The organism is Pseudomonas azadiae (assembly GCF_019145355.1).
GTDB lineage: Bacteria > Pseudomonadota > Gammaproteobacteria > Pseudomonadales > Pseudomonadaceae > Aquipseudomonas > Aquipseudomonas azadiae.
Map to the genome: position 1 here is coordinate 2,213,357 of NZ_JAHSTY010000001.1, position 20,692 is coordinate 2,234,048.

General features: G+C 52.8%; 18 protein-coding genes and 1 pseudogene. 3 read left to right on the forward strand and 16 right to left on the reverse strand.

The genetic code is table 11. The features are described 5' to 3' along the window. The first annotated feature begins 43 nt into the window (after positions 1-43). Complete coding sequence (locus tag KVG91_RS10035; protein WP_169377990.1) at positions 44-913, forward strand: DUF2971 domain-containing protein; 870 nt, start codon at positions 44-46, stop codon at positions 911-913. Between the two features lie 199 nt (positions 914-1,112). On the opposite strand, the gene KVG91_RS10040 is transcribed toward KVG91_RS10035, so the two are convergent. Further along, positions 1,113-1,373, reverse strand: a complete 261-nt coding sequence (locus tag KVG91_RS10040; protein WP_169377989.1) for a hypothetical protein — start codon at positions 1,371-1,373, stop codon at positions 1,113-1,115. A gap of 375 nt (positions 1,374-1,748) precedes the next feature. Beyond that, positions 1,749-2,207, reverse strand: a pseudogene (locus KVG91_RS27545) (recombinase family protein); the annotation flags it as partial. A gap of 417 nt (positions 2,208-2,624) precedes the next feature. On the opposite strand from KVG91_RS27545, the gene KVG91_RS10050 reads away from it, so the two are divergent. Next, positions 2,625-4,721 (forward strand): hypothetical protein, encoded by a 2,097-nt coding sequence (locus tag KVG91_RS10050; RefSeq protein ID WP_169377987.1) that lies wholly within the window; start codon positions 2,625-2,627, stop codon positions 4,719-4,721. Between the two features lie 163 nt (positions 4,722-4,884). Here the strand turns inward: KVG91_RS10050 and KVG91_RS10055 are convergent, their stop codons facing one another. From KVG91_RS10055 to KVG91_RS10080, 6 genes are all read right to left on the reverse strand, one after another. Beyond that, positions 4,885-5,328 carry a hypothetical protein gene (locus tag KVG91_RS10055; RefSeq protein ID WP_169377986.1) on the reverse strand — a complete coding sequence of 148 codons (444 nt, stop codon included), beginning with the start codon at positions 5,326-5,328 and terminating at the stop codon, positions 4,885-4,887. Beyond that, positions 5,329-7,329: an integrase gene (locus tag KVG91_RS10060; RefSeq protein WP_169377985.1), complete on the reverse strand. Its 2,001-nt coding sequence runs from the start codon at positions 7,327-7,329 to the stop codon at positions 5,329-5,331. Next, entirely contained in the window at positions 7,322-8,896 is a 1,575-nt protein-coding gene (locus KVG91_RS10065) for a site-specific integrase (RefSeq protein WP_169377984.1), read from the reverse strand. Before KVG91_RS10065 ends, KVG91_RS10060 begins: the two co-directional genes overlap by 8 nt. Beyond that, positions 8,893-10,137, reverse strand: a complete 1,245-nt coding sequence (locus tag KVG91_RS10070; RefSeq protein ID WP_169377983.1) for a tyrosine-type recombinase/integrase — start codon at positions 10,135-10,137, stop codon at positions 8,893-8,895. Before KVG91_RS10070 ends, KVG91_RS10065 begins: the two co-directional genes overlap by 4 nt. 129 nt (positions 10,138-10,266) lie before the next feature. Further along, positions 10,267-10,782, reverse strand: a complete 516-nt coding sequence (locus KVG91_RS10075) for a single-stranded DNA-binding protein (protein WP_017849542.1) — start codon at positions 10,780-10,782, stop codon at positions 10,267-10,269. Positions 10,783-10,791: 9 nt separating this feature from the next. Next, positions 10,792-12,186: an MFS transporter gene (locus KVG91_RS10080; RefSeq protein WP_169377982.1), complete on the reverse strand. Its 1,395-nt coding sequence runs from the start codon at positions 12,184-12,186 to the stop codon at positions 10,792-10,794. 178 nt (positions 12,187-12,364) lie between these two features. Here KVG91_RS10080 and uvrA point away from each other — a divergent pair, with 178 nt between their 5' ends. Further along, positions 12,365-15,199, forward strand: a complete 2,835-nt coding sequence (gene uvrA, locus KVG91_RS10085; protein ID WP_169377981.1) for an excinuclease ABC subunit UvrA — start codon at positions 12,365-12,367, stop codon at positions 15,197-15,199. A 67-nt stretch (positions 15,200-15,266) separates the two neighbouring features. Here uvrA and bfr read toward each other — a convergent pair whose 3' ends face one another. From bfr to rpmJ, 8 genes are all read right to left on the reverse strand, one after another. Then, the gene (gene bfr, locus KVG91_RS10090) at positions 15,267-15,731 is read right to left on the reverse strand and encodes a bacterioferritin (RefSeq protein ID WP_003176400.1); all 465 of its coding nucleotides are present in this window, start codon (positions 15,729-15,731) and stop codon (positions 15,267-15,269) included. Positions 15,732-15,886: 155 nt separating this feature from the next. Then, positions 15,887-17,335, reverse strand: a complete 1,449-nt coding sequence (locus tag KVG91_RS10095; RefSeq protein WP_169377980.1) for a catalase — start codon at positions 17,333-17,335, stop codon at positions 15,887-15,889. A 234-nt stretch (positions 17,336-17,569) separates the two neighbouring features. Continuing rightward, positions 17,570-17,956, reverse strand: coding sequence for a 50S ribosomal protein L17 (rplQ, locus tag KVG91_RS10100; RefSeq protein ID WP_007918448.1), 387 nt, complete (start codon positions 17,954-17,956; stop codon positions 17,570-17,572). 41 nt (positions 17,957-17,997) lie between these two features. Then, positions 17,998-18,999 (reverse strand): DNA-directed RNA polymerase subunit alpha, encoded by a 1,002-nt coding sequence (locus tag KVG91_RS10105; protein WP_003176403.1) that lies wholly within the window; start codon positions 18,997-18,999, stop codon positions 17,998-18,000. Between the two features lie 22 nt (positions 19,000-19,021). After that, complete coding sequence (rpsD, locus tag KVG91_RS10110) at positions 19,022-19,642, reverse strand: 30S ribosomal protein S4 (protein WP_003176404.1); 621 nt, start codon at positions 19,640-19,642, stop codon at positions 19,022-19,024. A gap of 18 nt (positions 19,643-19,660) precedes the next feature. Continuing rightward, entirely contained in the window at positions 19,661-20,050 is a 390-nt protein-coding gene (gene rpsK, locus KVG91_RS10115) for a 30S ribosomal protein S11 (protein ID WP_002555466.1), read from the reverse strand. A 30-nt stretch (positions 20,051-20,080) separates the two neighbouring features. Beyond that, complete coding sequence (gene rpsM, locus KVG91_RS10120) at positions 20,081-20,437, reverse strand: 30S ribosomal protein S13 (RefSeq protein ID WP_003210063.1); 357 nt, start codon at positions 20,435-20,437, stop codon at positions 20,081-20,083. A gap of 129 nt (positions 20,438-20,566) precedes the next feature. Continuing rightward, a complete protein-coding gene (gene rpmJ, locus KVG91_RS10125) occupies positions 20,567-20,683 on the reverse strand; it encodes a 50S ribosomal protein L36 (RefSeq protein ID WP_002555468.1) in 117 nt (38 codons plus the stop codon). Positions 20,684-20,692 lie beyond the last annotated feature (9 nt).

Genomic DNA, 20,692 nt, shown 5'->3' on the forward strand with positions numbered 1-20,692 from the left:
AGAGAACCGCTAAGATCAGGTGATTTCGCGAAGGGAGTTGCGCATGACAGTCCTCTACAAGTATTACAGCTACGCCGGTGGTAAAGCCGCTCTCAAAAGCCAAAACCTGGGCTTTCGGAAACCCGAATTCTTCAACGATCCTTTTGAGCTAACAGCCCTGTCTAACAGCGTCGGGCCCATCAGTAAGCAGGAAACGCTGAAAAGAAGGATCGATCAGCTCAAAGACCAGGTCGCCATCCTTTGCTTAACACGCAGCGCCGTAAATCCGCTGATGTGGGCCCATTACGCAGACCAGCATCAAGGTTTTGTGATTGGCTACGACACCTCAGGTCCGTTTCTCAACTCGCCCGAATACAACCTAATCACCGTCGACTCGGGTGATGTCCTATACACAAACACGAAAACACCATTTGCTTTGAACCCAGAAAGCATGGAGGCCTTGAATGGGGTCTACCAGCATGCCATGGGATTCGAAGCTGCAGCTGACAGGGCCCTGGCAAGGCGGCTCTTTTTGACGAAGCACGCGAGTTGGGTCTACGAAGAAGAGGTGCGAGTCGTCAAGAAGGTGTTGGACTGGACCCGGACGGTCGAGGAAGATCAATCTGACCCGCTGCGTTCCTTTTACATGCTTACTAGAGACCTCGGGGCGGAGGAAATTCCTGACGTAGATTTTGAGCCTGGTTACTTCGTCGCGCCCCTTAACGATAATTCCCGTGAGCTGTATCTGTTCAACCACAAAATGCCGATACGAGAAGTGTATCTCGGAGCCCGCAGCACCTTTGTGAATGACCCAGACTTTGCTAGCACGTTCCAGTTGCAATGCCAGGTGTTCCGGTTAGATGTCAATCAGACGTCATGGAGCTTCGAAAAACGCCAGCTAACTCTGGATGATGCGGAGGCCAACAGATCATGAAAACTCTGGGTTGATCACTCTAGTGGAGCCACGTCTCGTGCATATAGACACGATTCTCGCTGCCGAAAACGACCTCCACTGCGAGCGCGTTTTTTTCACTATCCCAGCCAAAGCATGGTCCGTTGCCACCGCAGTTTTCTCATGCCGTGATTCGTCATGAGCCGGATGCTCTCACAGATGCAGCCTAGCGCCCCAAGGGTCACCGCTCCAAAGCGCTTGCTCGCACCCATCGCATCGCGGTGTCATTGAACTGACGCAGCCTTGCAGCACTGGTTTCACTGAGAGGAAGTGCATCAGGGTACGCAAGGTCTGTGAGAGCTGTAACGCGACTAACCTGGGCATGGACATCCTGCTTTTCAATATCCTCGACGCCGTCTCGCTGGCAATCGATCAACCACTTCAATTGACCAAGCTCCTTCTCAACGACGGCTATCAAGGCCAGTTCCCAGTTGCTGCTCATGCCGACAATGCTCCGCTGAAATTTTGCCAGGATTATGCAAGAGTGCAGAGAGCTTGGCCCAAATCAACCGGATTCGTCAAAGCTGGCCAGCGGGTCCAATTTAGACACCCTCTATCTATCCGCCACGCCGAAAGGAAGCGTTGATTTGGTCTGAACTCATTGTGACATTTTTACAAAAAATCTCCGCCGAATGCTCCAGAAGGCCTATTTTTCCTATGTCGCACAACAGGCGCGCGAAAGAGGTGTTGTCCCTTGTTTACAAGCAGTACCAGTATAAATAGCGCTGTGTGACACCAGTGCGAGAACGATCATGGCTGACAACGCGCTCATCGACCTACTGACGCTGAACGGCCCGATGCTCAGCAGTGATTTACTCAACTCACGGGCATGCGCGATCTGTGATGAAGTGAGCACTGGTTTGGGACCGAATCGAACACCCCGAGACTTGGCAGCTTGCCGCCCGTTGCTAGTTCGTTCGACGATCAGTGACCGTTCAAAGTCCGCGATGCCAGCGAAGACAGTAAGGATCATCCGCCCGGCAGGAGTGGTGGTGTCAGCCCAGGGCTCTGCCACTGATCGCAAGCCCGCGCCGCGCTCACGCAACAGCTCTGCAATGTGGAGGAGATCCGCCGTAGAGCGCGCCAGGCGATCTAGGCGCGTGACCAAAAGCACATCACCTGCCCGAAGGTGATCAAGCATACAGATTAGCTCCGGGCGGTCTCGCTTCGTGCCACTGACTTTTTCTTCAAAAATCCTGATACATCCCAGCTCTGACAACTGAGAGCGCTGCTGTTCAAGGCTTTGCGTTACTGTTGATACTCTTGCATATCCAATTGAATGACTTATAGCTAACACTGCGCAAGTTATGTATACAGCCTAACAGATAAAGCAACAATATCATGCAAAATACAAAACATTAAATTGAAAAGCGCATGGGCCTGTCGCTCAAGTATGAACATTTGCTACAGAATTGGCTACAGGCGAGGCGTACTAACACCCCATGTGGAAAACTACATCAGCAGCGAGCAGCGAGAAATCATCACCGGCGACTACACAACATGCATTAACGAGATAAATCCGACAATAGACAAAGGGACAGAAAACTAACACCCCACATTTTTAGCAGTAGGCTTTATCACAATAAAAACCCAAAAAACCCCAAATAAAACCGTAATAACAAATTTAGACACAATCATAAAGCTGTCGTATCATCGGCGCAAGCTTGACCTCTCGACTCACAGCGAGCAACACATGAAAGAATATCTGAGCCTATTTAATACCGACCAACTTAACAAATACGGATACCGTTTCTCTATCGATGCATTAGAGAGTGGATTAAGGCAGTCCTGGGAGCTAGGCACTCCCATGTTCATAAGCCACGACTTTCACAGGCCGCTAGGTTGGTCCAAGCCATTAGGGCTGAGAATTTTCTCACACCAAGTAGAGCTGATGGGCTTGTCAAGCTTCGCAGAAAACGATGAAGAGCAGAATGAAATAAATACGCTTTCATCTAAGTTTGTGTCTTATAAAATACAAGCCGTAAGTGAGACAGATAAGAACTCTTTAATTTCAGGCAAAGAGCATTTACTGACTGGCAGTGAAGTATTTGCAGTTAGAGAGTGCATTTCGCTAATAGATGAAAACATAGCACGCAAAGCTTTCCCTAACCTTTTCAAGGGGGACGAGCAAGACAAGCGTAATCTATGCTCGCTGAAAGACTTAAAGGTAATTGCTCCGGGCGTATTTGAGTATGAAGGCCATGCAGTTTTTGCGCATAGATTCTTCAGGCGATCACTTTCTCAATTCAACAACCTAAACATGAGCTTCCTAAATCGGCTCATTCAACTTTGCAACTCAGACGACTTGGATGTAAAGATCTCTTTAGACCCGCATAGCATTGGGCTTATAAACAGTTATGCCGAACCCATTGAATTAGATTACTGGTGGGGTCCAAAATTCAACGACTCGTTACTGGACATACCCTCTGGCGTTACAAAATATGAAAATACGGAACGAGGTCGTTTCTTTTCGGGAGTTTCAGCCACAGAGTTTTGGTGGCACAAACAAAATGGCATCCAGTCTCTTGAATGCGAGGAGCTAAGAGATAATCCTTCGTATGGAGTAAGTGGGGAAGACTACGGGTGTAGATATGTACACTCAATGGTTAATGATGAAGGAAGCGCTTATCACTTGGATGGTGCAATTCGACTCTACGACGAAGAGTCTTACATTGACAGGTTAGACGCATCAATTTCAAATGCAGGGAAAAATTCAAATTACTTTAAGCTATGGAGAATTGATGGGGATATACCACTATCCACTTGGAAGGAGTTAATATGTGATTTCTATAAAGACAACCATTTGATAGGCGAGTACTTTGGCGGAGTAGATACTATATCCGAGCAATCCACTTCCTCACCGTCAGCTAAAAGCAGTGAAGACCCACTGCACAAGTACACGTGCAAATCGCGTCCAAATGATAAATCCCAGATATTTATTTCTTACCATCCGTTAGAAACCTTCCCGGGGAAACAGGAGGTAGAGATTATTGCGGTGGACTCCATAGTAATCGGAGACATGCGTGTTAACGTGATTGAATTTGAGGCAGTTGATTTACTGAAAGACATCAGAAAATCCACAGGATCAGCCTGCCCAATACCCAAGCATGTAAATTTACTTGCATATGACGACTTCGACATAAATCTTCCTCTGTTTGTGTGTAGAGGGAGCAGTTCGATCTCGAATGCTAACAAAATCTTTCAATGTGCACGATCTATCTCTCTAAGCAAGCTGGCATTAGATGATAGAATCATTACCGCGAGCGTGTGCGTAGTATATCCAGAAGCCACGGTAAAGTATGCAATTGCATGTAGCATCAAAGCGCTCCACGAATTGCTAGACCCTGAGAGATTCTCACTCCCAAGCTCATTTTCGAAAATACCGGACTGGATCAAAACTCAAAGTGAATGTCTTAAACTTAGCATATCTGAGCAAGAAAGGAGCATCCCCGACAGATCACTACTGAAAAATATAGGAGACTTCAGAGTTAGTAGAAAATTCGCGGAAAGAAGCGAGTACGAACTCAATAGCAATGGCCAATTCACATATAAAGTCCACTCTTCAAACACCGAACTATTAGAGCTAATGATGGAACGGCAGTGCCTATTTTTGACGCCTGCAAATATAATTCAGAGGGCAAAATGCCTTAGCTGCCGTGGCAACTACCTTAAATGCAAGTGTTTGGCTGTGTTCCAAGGAGCAGGAGTGAGCATGAAAAAAATAAGAATACTGGGCGCAGTGTGGTCATCAAGAAATTTTTGGTCCGCGCACTATAAACTCAGTGAGTAGAATAAATTCCTACCACAAGGAAAATTGGGGTTGGCTTCCGCAAAACTAACTACGCGGCACGAGCCAGATATAAAGAAGACTTGCCACTAGCTGTATAAGCTAGTGGCTTACCCCTTTGATTAAAACTTTGAACCGCCAGCATAGTTACCCTTGGGCTGAAACACTATCTTCCTTTTCTCCCCCTCCGAACCACCCGAAGAGGCGCATCCGAGCGCTCACGATCAATAATCGGCAATGGCTTATCCAAATGGGCTTCAGTCAATCCCTTGATATACGCATTATACTGCCAGCGTAGAAATTTCTCTATAAGCTTTGAGTTCTCAGACTTCAAAGCAGCTATTTCCGACTCTAGCCTAGAAATCCTATCAGCAGCGATTTTCAAACTGGAGGGTGATGGTGTAACTGGAGCTACATTACTGCTTCGAGATTTAGCCTGATCATAAGCACGCTTGATTACGTAATTACCACTTAATGTCTGCCTCGTAACACTTTTCCCGATAAGCGCCTCAACCTTATCGCATACGCCAGCCCACGTAATAGTGCCTTCCCAAGAATACAAAGCATCTTCAATTGCCGAAAGCTCAAGTGGAGTAAGATGCTTTGTCATTTAAATTTCTTCCATCAGACTGCTCAACAACGGCATCTCTGCATGGCCTAGAGATCTACGCGCCAGGTCACCGCGAGCACGTAACGCGCGATTTGAATGACTAGGCGCATAGTCCTGGCGTAGCCGAATTAACGAGCCGTCAGGCACATTGCTATCGTTCATAATAGCGATTAGTTCACGCAACCGGGCAACAGTTAGCTTGTGGTGTTCGTACCAGCGATCTGCGCCATACTCGCCGTCAGTCATTGCTTTTTCAGAAGCTAGAAGATTTGCCTCTGTGTCAGCCAGCTGAGCCGTAAGCTCTTCCTTGGTCCCAGACCGCTTCTCGCACAAATGCTCATCACAGTTTAAACAATCACGAAACAACCCACATGGAGAAGCAGCAAAATCGTGTAAACAAAATCCCCACAGCGAGCGATGAACAGGCCCTTTAGGAGCAAGATCGTAGGCTTCGCGACTGACTGGTTCACAATGGATCAGCATGGACTCTTCGTAGCCCGCCGCAACTTGCGCCTGCTCGTACTTAACTGCCAGTTCTTTACCAGTCAGATGGTTATAAACACGGTTTTGCTTAGGATCTGCCCGGCCTGCGAAGCGGGCAATTTCCTCATCACTCATACCACCGCGATGCCCCATCGTGTCGATCATATGCCGCATCTGATGCGTCGTAATGTGCATTTCGGAGCCATCCGCATGGAAATATCCATAACGTGAGAAAATACTCCGATGAGCGCCTTCTGCTAAGTGATCCCGTGGAGATAGATCGTTGTTGACGATGTTTACACTTGGAAGCCAAGGCAATACTCGCACCACGCCCCTTTTTGCATGAAGTGCATTAATCTGCATTGCAAACAAAGCGTTACCAAAAGTAATATTTGCCTTCTCCTCAACATATGGAAACTGATCTGGAAGTCTATGCCTTAGCTTCTTCCAAACTGTTTCCATAGTGAGCAAATCCCCCCGCTTGAATTCATAAGCGTAATAAATGCGCTGCTTGGCCGCATCTTGATCCAGATACAGGCCAAGCGTTTCACAGGCCTCAACCTCTGTAAGAGGTTTAGAGCGGTCGGCATAGTTTGAGTCAGGATGAATGAACATTAAATCGGGATTTTTCTCTAGCCAGGCTCCAAGCGCCCTACCTTCCTCGGTGATCGCCTTAACACGAGATATAGCCTCTTTAACAATAGGCCACATAACGGTAGGAACCCATTTAATGTTCGCGCCAAACCCCTTTCCGGAATAGAACCGCAAACCGTATACTGGTTCTCCCTGCTGATTGAAATCATGCACCTCACAATCAACCGGCAGATGCAGAACCTCTGTGATACGCACACTTCCACTCATCAACAGAGCAAAGACACTGCTAGTAAAAATATCTCTAGGGTCATCACCGGCATTAGCAAATATATCTCCCATTGCTAACACCGCGTCACGAGAAGGTAGCTTTCGAGATCTCGCCTCTCTAGCCTTCTTTCCGACTTTATTGTCATCCTGCGGCCGAGAAATCGGATTTTTCCAAGTCCCGCATGGTTTAGAGATTAAATGATTATCCGACACAAACTTTGCTAGACGTGCCAACTCCCTGCCACACTGATAGGCAGCCGAGGCGTAATGCTCACGAGCGATCAAAGCAGCCCGGTCTAAAATGGAAGCATCCAGCTTCAAAATATCTGGCTCACCGTGTGCTTCGGTCAAAGCACGCTCAAGGACCTTTAGCGCCTTGGACTCGTTGCGGGTCTTAGCCGGTCTGTGCCCCTGTTGATATCTAAAGTAAGCCTTAGCAAATGATATAAACGGCTCAGCCATCTTATCTTCAATGGAGGATGAACGAGACCCAGAACCAAGCGTTGTAAAGTTAGCCACTTTCGGCCACAGCCATGAATCAAAATCCAGGTCCGCGCCGAACACAGTTAGTTCATTGCGACACCGCTCAATAAAAATTTCTAGGTTTTGGCTAGCCGCAATGTCACTTCTGCTGGAAAAATAAAAAATATTACTCACATGCCATCTCCCTTTTACGCTCGGAACATCTCATTATTACTTGAGCAACCGCGACAATTGTGCGGTCTAGAATGGCAGCCATAGTTAGATCACCCGTCTCAGACATGATTCTCTCTCGTTCGTCCAGCAGCTCGAAATAGAGTTCATCATGTGGCCCGTCAAGCCAAGGCTGAAAGTTTACACATGTGTAGCACGGGCGGGGTACGTTCATGCCGCAGTATGAAAAATTTCCGCAAGTCCCTACTCCACTTCTTTTATGTTTTACCCGACTGGCAGGATCTGATCCGCGCAACGCATCCAATTCTGTATCAACCAGATTGCCGGTAAACGCTTGCGCATATACAGCGAGCTGAAAGCCTAACGCTTCATCTATTTTTTTCAAATGCTCTGGGACATTCAAGGTGTAGGTATCAACATGCTGAGTATCGGAGTGATCAAGTAGCTCTGCGATGACAAACTTACTGACACCTTCTCGTGCTGCGCGCGTCCCCAGCGAATACCTGAAACGTCTCGCGAAAACCTCAAGAAGATCACCGGTGCGGTCGGAGACAATTCCCAGAGACTCTACCGCTCGCTTCATTATCTGAGTAAATACACCCACAACCACGTGCAGTCGTTCTCCAGGCAAAACCTTTATCAACTCAGCAGTTGAACCATACCTCGGTAAGCTTCGTTTAGCTGGAAAAAGCGGTAACAGCTTCATGTGATCTTGAGACAGGCGATATCCCATAAGGTCAACGTCACGCCATAGCTTCTCTCGGTGACTGTTCAAGAGATCATACATTTCGCGTGTAAGCTGATAAGTTTTGAACTCATCTCTAAAGCTTGAACCGTGCTGCTTTGCTCTGGGAATGTGTAGAAAATAATTTATCACGCCATCCGACCCAACGACGTCAACCAAATCGCCACATTTCAAATGAGTGAGCTGAATGGGCCGCCTGCCGGTAGTACTTATGATCAGACAGACGCACAACTCGTATAGATCGATCTCACCCGCCTCATACGAGAATGTCAGGCCTTCGTTAAATGCGGAGTGCTCGAAATCAGAGAGCGGACCGCCCCTAGGATCGAGAGTTTTAACCGCCAGCCCCTTTTCACGACCGGCTAGCCGCCAGCTATCGAGCATCGAGACTACTTCTTTCGTAACGCCAGGGAGTCGAAAATTTAACCAGCGCCTAAAGAACGGGCGAAGCTGCATTAAGTGCTCATTGTCAGCCAGCCCGGATTTGTAGTTAATGAGCTGCGTTGTGCTTATGTCGCCGGATGTCTTCGAAAAAAAATCATGCAGTGCGGCCGCCAGCCTCAGTACCGTACCACCAGAGAAAGTCGTGGCGTAGTGAACCAGCATTTTTTTTGCTGCACCACGGTGTTGGGAAGGTATCCGGCTCATTAGCAATGAGACGTTAAGAGAAGTATCCTTAGATAGCTTCCATCTCTCATCTTCAGACAGAAACTCATAGCCCATAACTGATCTCAGGACGGTCCCGTTCGCTACTCGACGGTCCGGCTGGTCAGCGTCTAATATCACTTCATCGTCAATAGGGACAACCTTGATTAGGTTCATCATCCTTGCACTCCTTTGCTTCCAATGATGCCTGCCTGTAGCTTCATGCCGAACTCTGCTGCTTTCCTCTCTACGAATCGCTGATTGTAGGTCGCAGCTGTACCGCTGCCAAACCTCCACCCCATCAATTGGGAGCGTATCTGTTCTTGCTCAGTTGGAGTCAGTTCAGTCTTGTCCATCAAATCGGAGAACCGCTCATTCCAATAATGGCGTAAATCATGACCGGAAAAGTCTTTTAGAGGAGGCACTGCCGCACGAAGCGTATTGACTATATGTTTATAATTTACAATAGTCATAGGCTGACCTACAGTAGGTCCAAGCTTGTGGGTAACAAACAGGAAGCCATGTTTTTTGGCTCCCGGAACATGCCGACGATGGTCAAATACATACAGACGAACCTCTGCCATCAAAGAGGCCTTTATCGGGATAACTCGGTCGTTAGTTTTAACAAGAGGCTGATCTACGCGCGGATCAGCTTTTTCATCAGCCCGCCTAACTATTTCAAGAGAATTAGCACCAAAGTTAAAATCCTCGACCATCAGATTAAGCAGCTCTCCACGCCGTATACCTGCCTCATACAACAAAGATAGAATTAAGCGATTTCTTACCTGAATAGCTGGATCTGACCAGATGTTGTACTCAGAACCAGGCCGGAGCACCTCTTTTATCGCAGAAGCGGTTTCAGCACTCAGCCCACGCTTCCTCTTTATAGTGTTCCGCTTCTTATTTACAGGGCGAATTTCTCTCATCGCCGCGAGCACCCGTGCTAGCTCATCTGAATCACGCGGATTACGCAGGTATAACGTCGCAAGCCAGTCCAGATATTTAGCGGACACAGTAATACGCGCATGCATTATTTCTTTAGAAATGTACTCTGCCTGAGAGAAGTAAGAACGAAGGCCGCGACCTTCTGGCTTACTCGTCAATCGCCTCTGTAAATCACCGCGCAGCGCTTCGACCTCATATGGCTCTAACACCTTTCCTTCAGACAGGCGTGCTATTAGATCTATTTGCGACTCTTCCATAGCTTGCAGGAATGCACATAAGTGACCTGCATTATTCGACAAGGTTGAGGATGAAAGGTCGTCATTCCGCATTTGAGTCGTCAAGAAGAGGTTCGGATAAAAAAGGGGCATTCCTTCAGTATCGACAACCACGCATGACCTTTCGCCGTCCTCAAAGACGATTTGCCTAACGGTCGCAACACGAACTGGAACAAATACCTCTGCAAATTTAACACTCATCCCTAACTATCCCCCTGCTGACACTCGCGGCTCAAAATTTTACATTTTTTGGGGCAAAGAAAAAGCCCCAAGAGCTTGATTCTTGGGGCCTTCAGGGAAAGACTTTACACTTTAGGTCTAAGCTATACCCTAGAACGGAATATCGTCATCAAAGCTGTCGAAATCCGCAGCCGGTTGCGGCGCGGCCTGTTGTGGCGCTGGACGCGACTCACGTTGTGGCTGCTGGCTTGGCTGCGGACGTGACTGCTGCGGGCGCGGTGCCGAGTTGGACATGCCGCCCTGGCCTTGTTGGTCGCCCTGTGGACGGCCGCCCAGCAGTTGCATGGTGCCTTGCATATCGACCACGATTTCAGTGGTGTAACGCTTGATGCCGTCTTTTTCCCACTCGCGGGTTTGCAGTTTGCCTTCGATGTACACCTGCGAACCCTTGCGCAGGTACTCACCAGCGATCTCCGCAACCTTGCCGAACATCGACACACGGTGCCATTCGGTCTTCTCGACTTTCTGGCCAGTCTGCTTGTCGGTCCATTGCTCGCTGGTCGCCAGACTCAGGTTGGTCACGGCGTTACCGTTAGGCAAGTAGCGAACTTCAGGATCCTGGCCGCACGTACCGACCAATATGACTTTGTTAACCCCACGGGCCATAACGTTCTCCTAAGCTGGGCGCGCTGTCGGCACTGGGTTGACCAGGTGCTCGAGCGTCGCGCGATCCAATAATTCGGTGTCTAGTTTGATGTAGATGGCGGCTTCTTCAGCGACAACCACGGCATCGGTAACCCCGGTAACGGTCTTCAGGCGCTCGGCCAGGCCAGCTTCGCGCATCGCGGCGGGCGATAACGGCAAGCGCAGACTCGTCACATAGGGAGGTTCGCGCATGGTAACAGCAAAGGCCAGCCAAAGTGCAGCCAGCCCGGCGCATCCCAGGAAAACAACCGACAAACCGCCATGCTGGAACATCCAGCCACCCATGATGCCGCCCAATGCGGAACCGAGGAACTGGCTGGTGGAATACACCCCCATCGCCGTGCCCTTGCCACCGGCCGGTGAAACTTTACTGATCAGCGAAGGCAATGAAGCCTCGAGCAGGTTGAACGCGGTGAAAAATACCACCGTGCCGGTTACCAGCGCCCGCAGGCTGTCGCCGAACTGCCAGAAGAATAGCTCAGTGAGCATCAGCGTCGCGACGGCGCCGAGCAAAACTCGTTTCATTTTGCGTTTTTTCTCGCCATAGATGATGAACGGAATCATGGCGAAGAATGAAATCAGCAAGGCGGTCAAGTACACCCACCAGTGCTGTTCCTTGGGCAGCCCGGCTTTTTCCACCAGTGCCAGGGGCAAGGCGACGAAGCTGCACATCAGCATTGCATGTAATACGAAGATACCTAAATCCAGGCGCAGCAGGTCGGGGTGCTTGAGCGTCGGCAAGAGCGCTTGGCGCGCGACGCCCGACTCGCGGTGCTGCAGCGTGCCAGTGGAGCGCGGCACCATGAAGGCCACAATCACGATGCCGAACAACGCCATGCCGCCGGTGGCCAGGAACAGCCCATGCAGGCCGAACGCGCGGGTCAGCAAGGGGCCGACCACCATGGCAACGGCAAATGAGAGGCCGATGGTCATGCCGATCATGGCCATGGCCTTGGTGCGGTGCTGTTCGCGGGTCAGGTCGGAAAGCAACGCCATGACCGCGGCGGAAATCGCACCGGCGCCTTGCAGGATGCGCCCGGCGATCACGCCCCAGATGGAATCGGATTGAGCCGCAAGCACACTGCCCAGAGCGAAGACGATCAATCCAAGGTAGATCACCGGGCGGCGGCCGATGCGGTCGGAAATGATCCCGAACGGAATCTGGAAAATCGCCTGGGTCAGGCCATAGGCGCCAATCGCCAGGCCAATCAATGCGGGGGTCGCGCCTGCGAGATCCATTCCATAGGTCGCCAGCACCGGCAACACCATGAACATGCCAAGCATACGGAAGGCGAACACCAGGGCCAGACCGCCTGCCGCCCGGGTCTCGCCGCTACTCATGCCTTCGCTGTGGGGATCGTGCATGGAAAAACCTCGTGTGAACCGGCGGCGATTCTACCAGTCCCATCGATTGAGAGGGTATATGCGGCGGTTTGCCGCGCAGCTTTCATCTAAGGCTGCAAGCGGCCTTTTGACAGTGTATATTCATCCAGTCTTTAGCCGTATACTCCGGCATTATTTACGCCCGCCGTGCGAGGCCATCTTGGACAAGATCCTGATTCGTGGGGCTAGAACCCACAACCTGAAGAACATCGACCTGACCCTACCCCGGGACAAACTGATCGTCATCACCGGCCTGTCCGGCTCCGGCAAATCGTCGCTGGCGTTCGACACGCTGTATGCCGAAGGCCAGCGTCGCTATGTGGAATCCCTGTCGGCCTACGCCCGCCAGTTCCTGTCGATGATGGAAAAGCCCGACGTCGACACCATTGAAGGCCTGTCGCCGGCCATTTCCATCGAGCAGAAGTCGACGTCCCATAATCCGCGCTCCACCGTGGGCACCATTACTGAGATCTACGACTACCTGCGTCTGCTGTATGCACGCGTGGGTATTCCGCGTTGCCCGGACCACGATATTCCCCTGGAAGCACAGACCGTCAGCCAAATGGTCGACCTGGTGCTGGCCCAGCCGGAAGGCGCCAAGCTGATGCTGCTGGCCCCGGTGATTCGTGAGCGCAAGGGTGAACACCTTTCCGTCTTCGAAGAGCTGCGTGCCCAAGGTTTTGTACGCGCGCGGATCAACGGCAAGCTCTACGAGCTGGATGAAGCACCCAAGCTGGACAAGCAGAAGAAGCACTCGATTGATGTGGTGGTCGACCGCTTCAAGGTGCGCGCCGACCTGCAGCAGCGCTTGGCCGAATCATTCGAAACCGCGCTGAAGCTGGCCGATGGCATTGCCCTGGTGGCGCCAATGGATGACGAGCCGGGCGAAGAGATCATCTTCTCCGCGCGCTTTGCCTGCCCGATCTGCGGCCATGCCATCAGCGAGCTGGAACCCAAGCTGTTTTCCTTCAACAATCCGGCCGGCGCCTGCCCGACCTGTGACGGCCTGGGGGTGAAGCAGTTCTTCGACATCAAGCGTCTGGTCAACGGCGACCTGACGCTGGCGGAGGGGGCGATTCGTGGCTGGGACAGGCGCAACGTCTACTACTTCCAGATGCTGGGGTCGTTGGCGTCACACTATAAGTTCAGCCTCGAAGTGCCGTTCACCCAACTACCGGCCGACCAGCAGAAAGTCATCCTCAACGGCAGCGGTTCGCAGAACGTCGACTTCAAGTACCTGAACGACCGTGGCGATATCGTCAAACGCTCCCACCCGTTCGAAGGCATCGTGCCGAACCTGGAGCGTCGCTACCGCGAGACCGAATCGGCCAGCGTGCGCGAAGAACTGGCGAAATTCCTCAGTACCCAGCCTTGCCCGGATTGCCGCGGCACCCGGCTGCGTCGCGAGGCGCGGCATGTGTGGGTCGGCGAGAAGACATTGCCGGCGGTGACCAACCTGCCGATCGGCGATGCCTGTGAGTACTTTGGTGTGCTCAAGCTGACCGGCCGGCGCGGGGAAATCGCCGACAAGATCCTCAAGGAAATTCGCGAGCGCCTGCAGTTCCTGGTCAACGTCGGCCTGGATTACCTGTCGCTGGATCGCAGTGCCGACACGTTATCGGGCGGTGAGGCCCAGCGGATTCGCCTGGCCAGCCAGATCGGTGCCGGCCTTGTGGGTGTGCTGTACATCCTCGATGAGCCGTCGATTGGCTTGCATCAACGCGACAACGATCGCTTGCTGGGTACGTTGAAACACCTGCGCGATATCGGCAACACGGTGATCGTGGTCGAGCACGACGAAGACGCGATTCGCCTGGCGGATTACGTAGTCGACATTGGCCCGGGCGCGGGCGTGCATGGCGGACACATTGTCGCCCAGGGCACGCCTGCCGAAGTCATGGCGCATCCGGATTCGCTGACAGGCAAGTACCTGTCAGGCCGTGTGAAAATTGCCGTGCCGGCCAAGCGCACGCCGCGTAACAAGAAGATGGCGTTGCACCTCAAGGGCGCGCGTGGCAACAACCTGCGCAATGTTGACTTGGAGATTCCGCTGGGCCTGCTCACCTGTGTGACCGGCGTTTCCGGCTCGGGCAAATCGACGCTGATCAACAACACGCTGTTCCCCTTGAGTGCCACCGCCTTGAACGGCGCGACCACCCTAGAGGCGGCGCCCCACGACAGCATCAAAGGCCTGGAACTGCTTGATAAGGTCGTTGATATCGACCAGAGCCCTATCGGCCGTACGCCGCGTTCCAATCCGGCGACGTACACCGGGTTGTTCACGCCCATTCGCGAGCTGTTTGCGGGTGTTCCGGAATCCCGTTCGCGGGGTTACGGCCCAGGCCGTTTCTCGTTCAACGTCAAGGGCGGGCGCTGTGAAGCGTGCCAGGGCGATGGCTTGATCAAGGTGGAGATGCATTTCCTGCCGGATATCTACGTGCCTTGCGATGTGTGCAAGAGCAAGCGCTATAACCGCGAGACACTGGAGATCAAATACAAGGGCAAGAACATCCACGAAACCCTGGAGATGACCATCGAGGAAGCGCGGGTGTTCTTCGACGCGGTTCCAGCGTTGGCGCGCAAGCTGCAGACATTGATGGATGTGGGCCTGTCGTATATCAAACTGGGCCAGTCGGCGACCACGCTGTCCGGTGGTGAGGCGCAGCGGGTGAAGCTGTCGCGCGAGCTGTCCAAGCGCGATACCGGCAAGACCTTGTATATCCTCGATGAGCCGACCACCGGCCTGCACTTCGCGGATATCCAACAGCTGTTGGACGTGCTGCACCGCTTGCGCGACCACGGCAACACCGTGGTGGTGATCGAGCACAACCTGGATGTGATCAAGACCGCCGACTGGCTGGTTGACCTGGGGCCGGAAGGTGGTTCCAAGGGTGGCCAGATCATCGCGGTGGGCACGCCGGAGCAAGTTGCCGAGATGCCGCAGTCACACACCGGCTATTACTTGAAGCCGCTGCTGGAGCGCGACCGGGCCTGACTTTTTCCGGGCCCAATGAAAAGCCCCTGCCACTTTGCGGTGACAGGGGCTTTTTTGAAGCTGGGAATTAGAACTGCGACTGCAGATAATTCTCCAGGCCAATCAGCTTGATCAGGCCCAGCTGCTTTTCCAGCCAGTAGGTGTGATCTTCTTCGGTGTCATTCAACTGCACTCGCAGGATTTCCCGCGTGACGTAGTCGTTGTGCTGCTCGCAGAGCTCGATGCCCTTGCAGAGCGCGGCACGGACCTTGTACTCGAGGCGCAGGTCGGCAGCGAGCATGTCAGGTACTGTGGTGCCCACATCCAAGTCATCCGGACGCATACGCGGCGTGCCTTCAAGCATGAGGATACGGCGCATCAGTGCGTCGGCGTGCTGTGCCTCTTCTTCCATCTCGTGGTTGATACGCTCGTAGAGCTCGGTAAAGCCCCAGTCTTCGTACATGCGCGAGTGGATGAAATATTGGTCACGAGCCGCCAGTTCGCCCGTCAGCAACGTGTTGAGGTAATCGATTACGTCGGGGTGACCTTGCATCGCCCTACATCTCCCTGCTTTAAAGGCTGTAGTTTGAACCATGATGACTCGAAGGTCACGGGACCAACGGCAGAAAAGTGAAGGCTTTCGAAGAAAAGTAGCTGAAATAACGCAAAAACCGCCCAAATGAGGGCGGTTCTGCTTATCGTTTAGAGTTAGTTAAGCGATACGCCCAGTGCCTTTGCGATTGCTTCTCCATAAGCAGGATCTGCCTTGTAGAAGTGCTGCAACTGGCGCTGAACCACATCACTGGAAACGCCCCCCATTGCGCCCGCGATGTTGCTGGTGAGCAAGGCTTTTTGCTCATCATTCATCAGGCGGAACAGCGCACCGGCGTGGCTGTAGTAATCGGTGTCTTCCCGGTGATCATAACGGTCTGCGGCGCCGCTCAAGGCCAAGGCCGGCTCTGCATACTGAGGCGCCTGCTTTGGCGCATCGGCGTAGCTGTTCGGCTCATAGTTGGGCGCTGCACCACCGTTGCTGCCGAAGGCCATCGAGCCGTCACGCTGGTAGCTGTTCACTTGATTGCGCGGGGCGTTCACCGGCAGTTGCTGGTGATTGGTGCCCACGCGGTAGCGGTGGGCATCGGCGTACGCGAACACACGACCCTGCAGCATGCGGTCCGGCGACAGGCCCACACCTGGAACCATATTGCTCGGGCCAAACGCAGCCTGCTCAACTTCAGCGAAGTAGTTTTGCGGATTGCGGTTGAGCTCCAGTTCACCGACCTCGATCAACGGGAATTCTTTCTGCGACCAGGTTTTGGTCACGTCGAAGGGGTTCTCATAATGAGCGTTCGCCTGGGCCTCGCTCATGATCTGGATGCAGACGCGCCATTTCGGGAAATCCCCGCGCTCGATCGCGCCGAACAGATCGCGCTGGGCGTAATCAGGGTCGGTGCCGGCCAGGCGTGCAGCTTCAGCCGGCGCCAGGTTCTTGATGCCTTGCTGGGTCTTGTAGTGCCACTTGACCCAGTGACGCTCGCCACTGGCGTTGATCAGGCTGTAGGTGTGGCTACCAAAGCCGTGCATGTGACGATAGCCGTCGGGAATGCCACGGTCCGAAAACAGAATGGTGACCTGGTGCAGCGCCTCAGGAGAGTGCGACCAGAAGTCCCACATCATCTGCGCGCTCTTCAGGTTGCTTTGCGGCAGGCGTTTCTGGGTGTGGATGAAGTCCGGGAACTTCAATGGGTCGCGAATGAAGAACACAGGGGTGTTGTTACCCACGATGTCCCAGTTGCCTTCTTCGGTGTAGAACTTCAGGGCGAAACCACGGGGATCGCGCTCGGTATCGGCTGAACCGCGCTCGCCGCCCACGGTTGAGAACCGCAGGAAGGTTGGGGTTTGCTTGCCGACGGACTCAAACAGCTTGGCGCTGGTGAATTGAGTGATGTCTTGGGTGACTGTGAAGGTGCCGTAAGCGCCCGAGCCTTTGGCGTGCACGCGACGCTCAGGAATGTTCTCGCGATTGAAGTGAGCGAGCTTCTCGATCAGGTGGAAGTCGTCGAGCAGCAATGGGCCGCGCGGGCCGGCGGAACGGGAATTCTGGTTATCCGCAACGGGTGCACCGCTGGCGGTGGTAAGGACTTTATTCTGGCTCATGCGCAATTTCCTTAGGTCGGACTTGGAACTGCCGGCTAACGGCTTGGGAGGAGTATTGACCATCAACATGACGGCTACAAATTCATTAAATTGTCGGGATCAATAGAAAATAACTAACAACGATCCGCCCAACCATAGTGCCAAGCTCGCCAGGGAAGCTTGTATAAATCGCGCTTTTGTCACGCGCACAAAAAACCGGGCGCTAGGCCCGGTTTTTCGATACAGCTTATCGTTTTACTCGGCGCTTACAGCTTCGCCGGCAGTAGCACGATCAACCAACTCGACGTACGCCATAGGCGCGTTGTCGCCAGTGCGGAAACCGCACTTGAGGATGCGCAGGTAGCCACCCTCACGGGTAGCGTAACGCTTGCCCAGGTCGTTGAAGAGCTTACCAACGATAGCTTTCGAGCGAGTACGGTCGAAAGCCAGACGGCGGTTAGCCAGGCTGTCTGTCTTGGCCAAAGTGATCAGCGGCTCAGCAACGCGACGCAGTTCTTTAGCTTTCGGCAGTGTAGTTTTGATCAGCTCGTGCTCGAACAGCGACACCGCCATGTTTTGAAACATGGCCTTGCGGTGCGAGCTGGTACGGCTCAGGTGACGACCACTTTTACGATGACGCATGGTTCATTCCTTACCAAACTCACGTTCGGTGATTACGACGATCAGGCAGTCGCCTTGTCGTCCTTCTTAAGACTTGCAGGCGGCCAGTTGTCGAGGCGCATGCCGAGGGACAGACCGCGGGAGGCCAGAACGTCCTTGATTTCAGTCAAGGATTTCTTGCCCAGGTTCGGAGTCTTCAACAGCTCTACTTCGGTACGCTGAATCAGGTCACCGATGTAGTAGATGTTTTCCGCCTTAAGGCAGTTAGCCGAACGTACAGTCAGTTCCAGATCGTCAACCGGGCGAAGCAGGATCGGATCGATCTCGTCTTCCTGCTCGATTACCACTGGTTCGCTGTCACCTTTGAGGTCGACGAACGCAGCCAACTGCTGTTGCAGAATGGTTGCAGCGCGGCGAATAGCCTCTTCAGGATCCAGGGTACCGTTGGTTTCCAGATCAATAACCAGCTTGTCCAGGTTGGTGCGCTGCTCGACACGGGCGTTTTCCACCACGTATGCGATACGGCGAACCGGGCTGAACGAAGAGTCAAGCTGCAAGCGACCAATGCTGCGGCTTTCATCTTCATCGCTCTGACGCGAGTCGGCCGGTTCATAACCACGACCACGAGCTACAGTGAGCTTCATGTTCAGGGCGCCGTTAGACGCCAGGTTAGCGATTACGTGATCGGGATTAACGATCTCGACATCATGATCCAGCTGAATATCGGCAGCGGTAACCACCCCCGAACCCTTCTTCGACAAGGTCAGCGTAACTTCGTCACGGCCGTGCAGCTTGATAGCCAGACCTTTAAGGTTCAACAGGATTTCAATTACGTCTTCCTGTACACCTTCGATGGCGCTGTACTCGTGGAGCACACCGTCAATCTCGGCCTCGACTACTGCACAGCCGGGCATTGAGGACAACAGGATGCGGCGCAGCGCGTTGCCCAGGGTGTGGCCAAAACCACGCTCGAGAGGCTCGAGAGTGATCTTGGCGCGGGTTGGACTGACAACCTGCACATCAATGTGGCGGGGTGTCAGGAACTCATTTACCGAAATCTGCATGGATGCACCTATTTTCTAGCCCTTACTTGGAGTAGAGCTCGACAATCAGGCTTTCGTTGATGTCGGCGGACAGATCACTGCGAGCAGGAACGTTCTTGAAAACGCCCGACTTCTTCTCAGTGTCTACTTCTACCCATTCTACGCGGCCACGTTGGGCACACAGATCGAGAGCTTGGACAATGCGAAGTTGGTTTTTAGCTTTCTCGCGAACTGCGACCACGTCACCAGCACGAACCTGGTAGGACGGAACGTTTACGGTCTGACCGTTAACGCTGATCGACTTGTGCGATACCAGCTGACGGGATTCGGCACGAGTCGAACCAAAGCCCATACGGTATACAACGTTGTCCAGACGGCATTCGAGCAGTTGCAGCAGGTTCTCACCGGTTGCACCTTTCTTGCCAGCAGCTTCTTTGTAGTAGCCGCTGAATTGACGCTCGAGAACGCCGTAGATACGACGGACCTTCTGCTTTTCACGCAGTTGGGTGCCGTAATCGGACTGGCGACCGCGGCGTTGGCCGTGGATACCAGGTGCTGCTTCGATGTTGCACTTCGATTCGATCGCGCGCACGCCGCTCTTCAAGAAGAGATCGGTGCCTTCGCGACGAGCGAGTTTGCATTTTGGACCAATGTAACGAGCCATTCTTTACAATCTCCTGGATTACACGCGGCGCTTCTTCGGCGGACGGCACCCGTTGTGCGGGATTGGCGTCACGTCGGTGATGCTGGCGATCTTATAGCCACAGCCGTTCAAAGCACGGACAGCAGACTCACGACCTGGACCTGGACCTTTGACGTTAACGTCGAGGTTTTTCAGGCCGTATTCCAGCGCAGCTTGACCAGCACGTTCAGCAGCTACTTGAGCGGCAAACGGCGTGGACTTGCGGGAACCGCGGAAACCCGAACCACCGGAGGTAGCCCAAGAAAGCGCGTTACCTTGACGGTCGGTGATGGTCACGATGGTGTTGTTAAAAGATGCATGGATGTGGGCGATGCCATCAACCACTGTCTTTTTAACTTTTTTACGAGGACGAGCAGCAGGTTTTGCCATGATAATTTTCCTGTCGATTCGCGTGGGCGATTACTTGCGGATCGGCTTACGCGGACCTTTACGGGTACGCGCGTTAGTCTTGGTACGCTGACCGCGTACTGGAAGACCACGACGATGACGCAGACCGCGGTAGCAACCGAGGTCCATCAAACGCTTGATTTTCATGTTGATTTCGCGACGCAGGTCACCTTCAGTGGTGAACTTCGCCACTTCGCCACGCAACAGCTCGATCTGCTCGTCGCTCAGATCCTTGATCTTTGCGGCTGGGTTTACCCCAGTGTCTGCGCAAATTTTCTGCGCAGTAGTGCGACCAACACCATAGATGTAGGTCAGCGAGATAACAGTGTGCTTGTTATCTGGAATGTTAACGCCTGCAATACGGGCCATTCAGTGGGACTCCAATTGACAGCTACCTACGCCCCGGAAGCCAAGAAATAGGGCGCGAGATAATATCGCTGTAATAACAAATAATCAACCCGGCAGCGCACTAGCTGCCGGGCTTCAAGCGGATCACATTCAGCCTTGGCGCTGTTTGTGACGCGGTTCCGCGCTGCAAATTACTCGAACAACACCTTCGCGGCGAATAATCTTGCAGTTACGGCACAGCTTTTTCACCGATGCACGAACTTTCATCACCAACTC

Excerpts from the sequence above, each read along its gene's own strand:
- KVG91_RS10035 (WP_169377990.1), top strand. The coding sequence starts at position 44 with ATGACAGTCCTCTACAAGTATTACAGCTACGCCGGTGGTAAAGCCGCT.
- KVG91_RS10040 (WP_169377989.1), bottom strand. The coding sequence starts at position 1,373 with ATGAGCAGCAACTGGGAACTGGCCTTGATAGCCGTCGTTGAGAAGGAG.
- KVG91_RS10050 (WP_169377987.1), top strand. The coding sequence starts at position 2,625 with ATGAAAGAATATCTGAGCCTATTTAATACCGACCAACTTAACAAATAC.
- KVG91_RS10055 (WP_169377986.1), bottom strand. The coding sequence starts at position 5,328 with ATGACAAAGCATCTTACTCCACTTGAGCTTTCGGCAATTGAAGATGCT.
- KVG91_RS10065 (WP_169377984.1), bottom strand. The coding sequence starts at position 8,896 with ATGATGAACCTAATCAAGGTTGTCCCTATTGACGATGAAGTGATATTA.
- KVG91_RS10070 (WP_169377983.1), bottom strand. The coding sequence starts at position 10,137 with ATGAGTGTTAAATTTGCAGAGGTATTTGTTCCAGTTCGTGTTGCGACC.
- KVG91_RS10075 (WP_017849542.1), bottom strand. The coding sequence starts at position 10,782 with ATGGCCCGTGGGGTTAACAAAGTCATATTGGTCGGTACGTGCGGCCAG.
- KVG91_RS10080 (WP_169377982.1), bottom strand. The coding sequence starts at position 12,186 with ATGCACGATCCCCACAGCGAAGGCATGAGTAGCGGCGAGACCCGGGCG.
- bfr (WP_003176400.1), bottom strand. The coding sequence starts at position 15,731 with ATGCAAGGTCACCCCGACGTAATCGATTACCTCAACACGTTGCTGACG.
- KVG91_RS10095 (WP_169377980.1), bottom strand. The coding sequence starts at position 17,335 with ATGAGCCAGAATAAAGTCCTTACCACCGCCAGCGGTGCACCCGTTGCG.
- rplQ (WP_007918448.1), bottom strand. The coding sequence starts at position 17,956 with ATGCGTCATCGTAAAAGTGGTCGTCACCTGAGCCGTACCAGCTCGCAC.
- KVG91_RS10105 (WP_003176403.1), bottom strand. The coding sequence starts at position 18,999 with ATGCAGATTTCGGTAAATGAGTTCCTGACACCCCGCCACATTGATGTG.
- rpsD (WP_003176404.1), bottom strand. The coding sequence starts at position 19,642 with ATGGCTCGTTACATTGGTCCAAAATGCAAACTCGCTCGTCGCGAAGGC.
- rpsK (WP_002555466.1), bottom strand. The coding sequence starts at position 20,050 with ATGGCAAAACCTGCTGCTCGTCCTCGTAAAAAAGTTAAAAAGACAGTG.
- rpsM (WP_003210063.1), bottom strand. The coding sequence starts at position 20,437 with ATGGCCCGTATTGCAGGCGTTAACATTCCAGATAACAAGCACACTGTT.
- rpmJ (WP_002555468.1), bottom strand. The coding sequence starts at position 20,683 with ATGAAAGTTCGTGCATCGGTGAAAAAGCTGTGCCGTAACTGCAAGATT.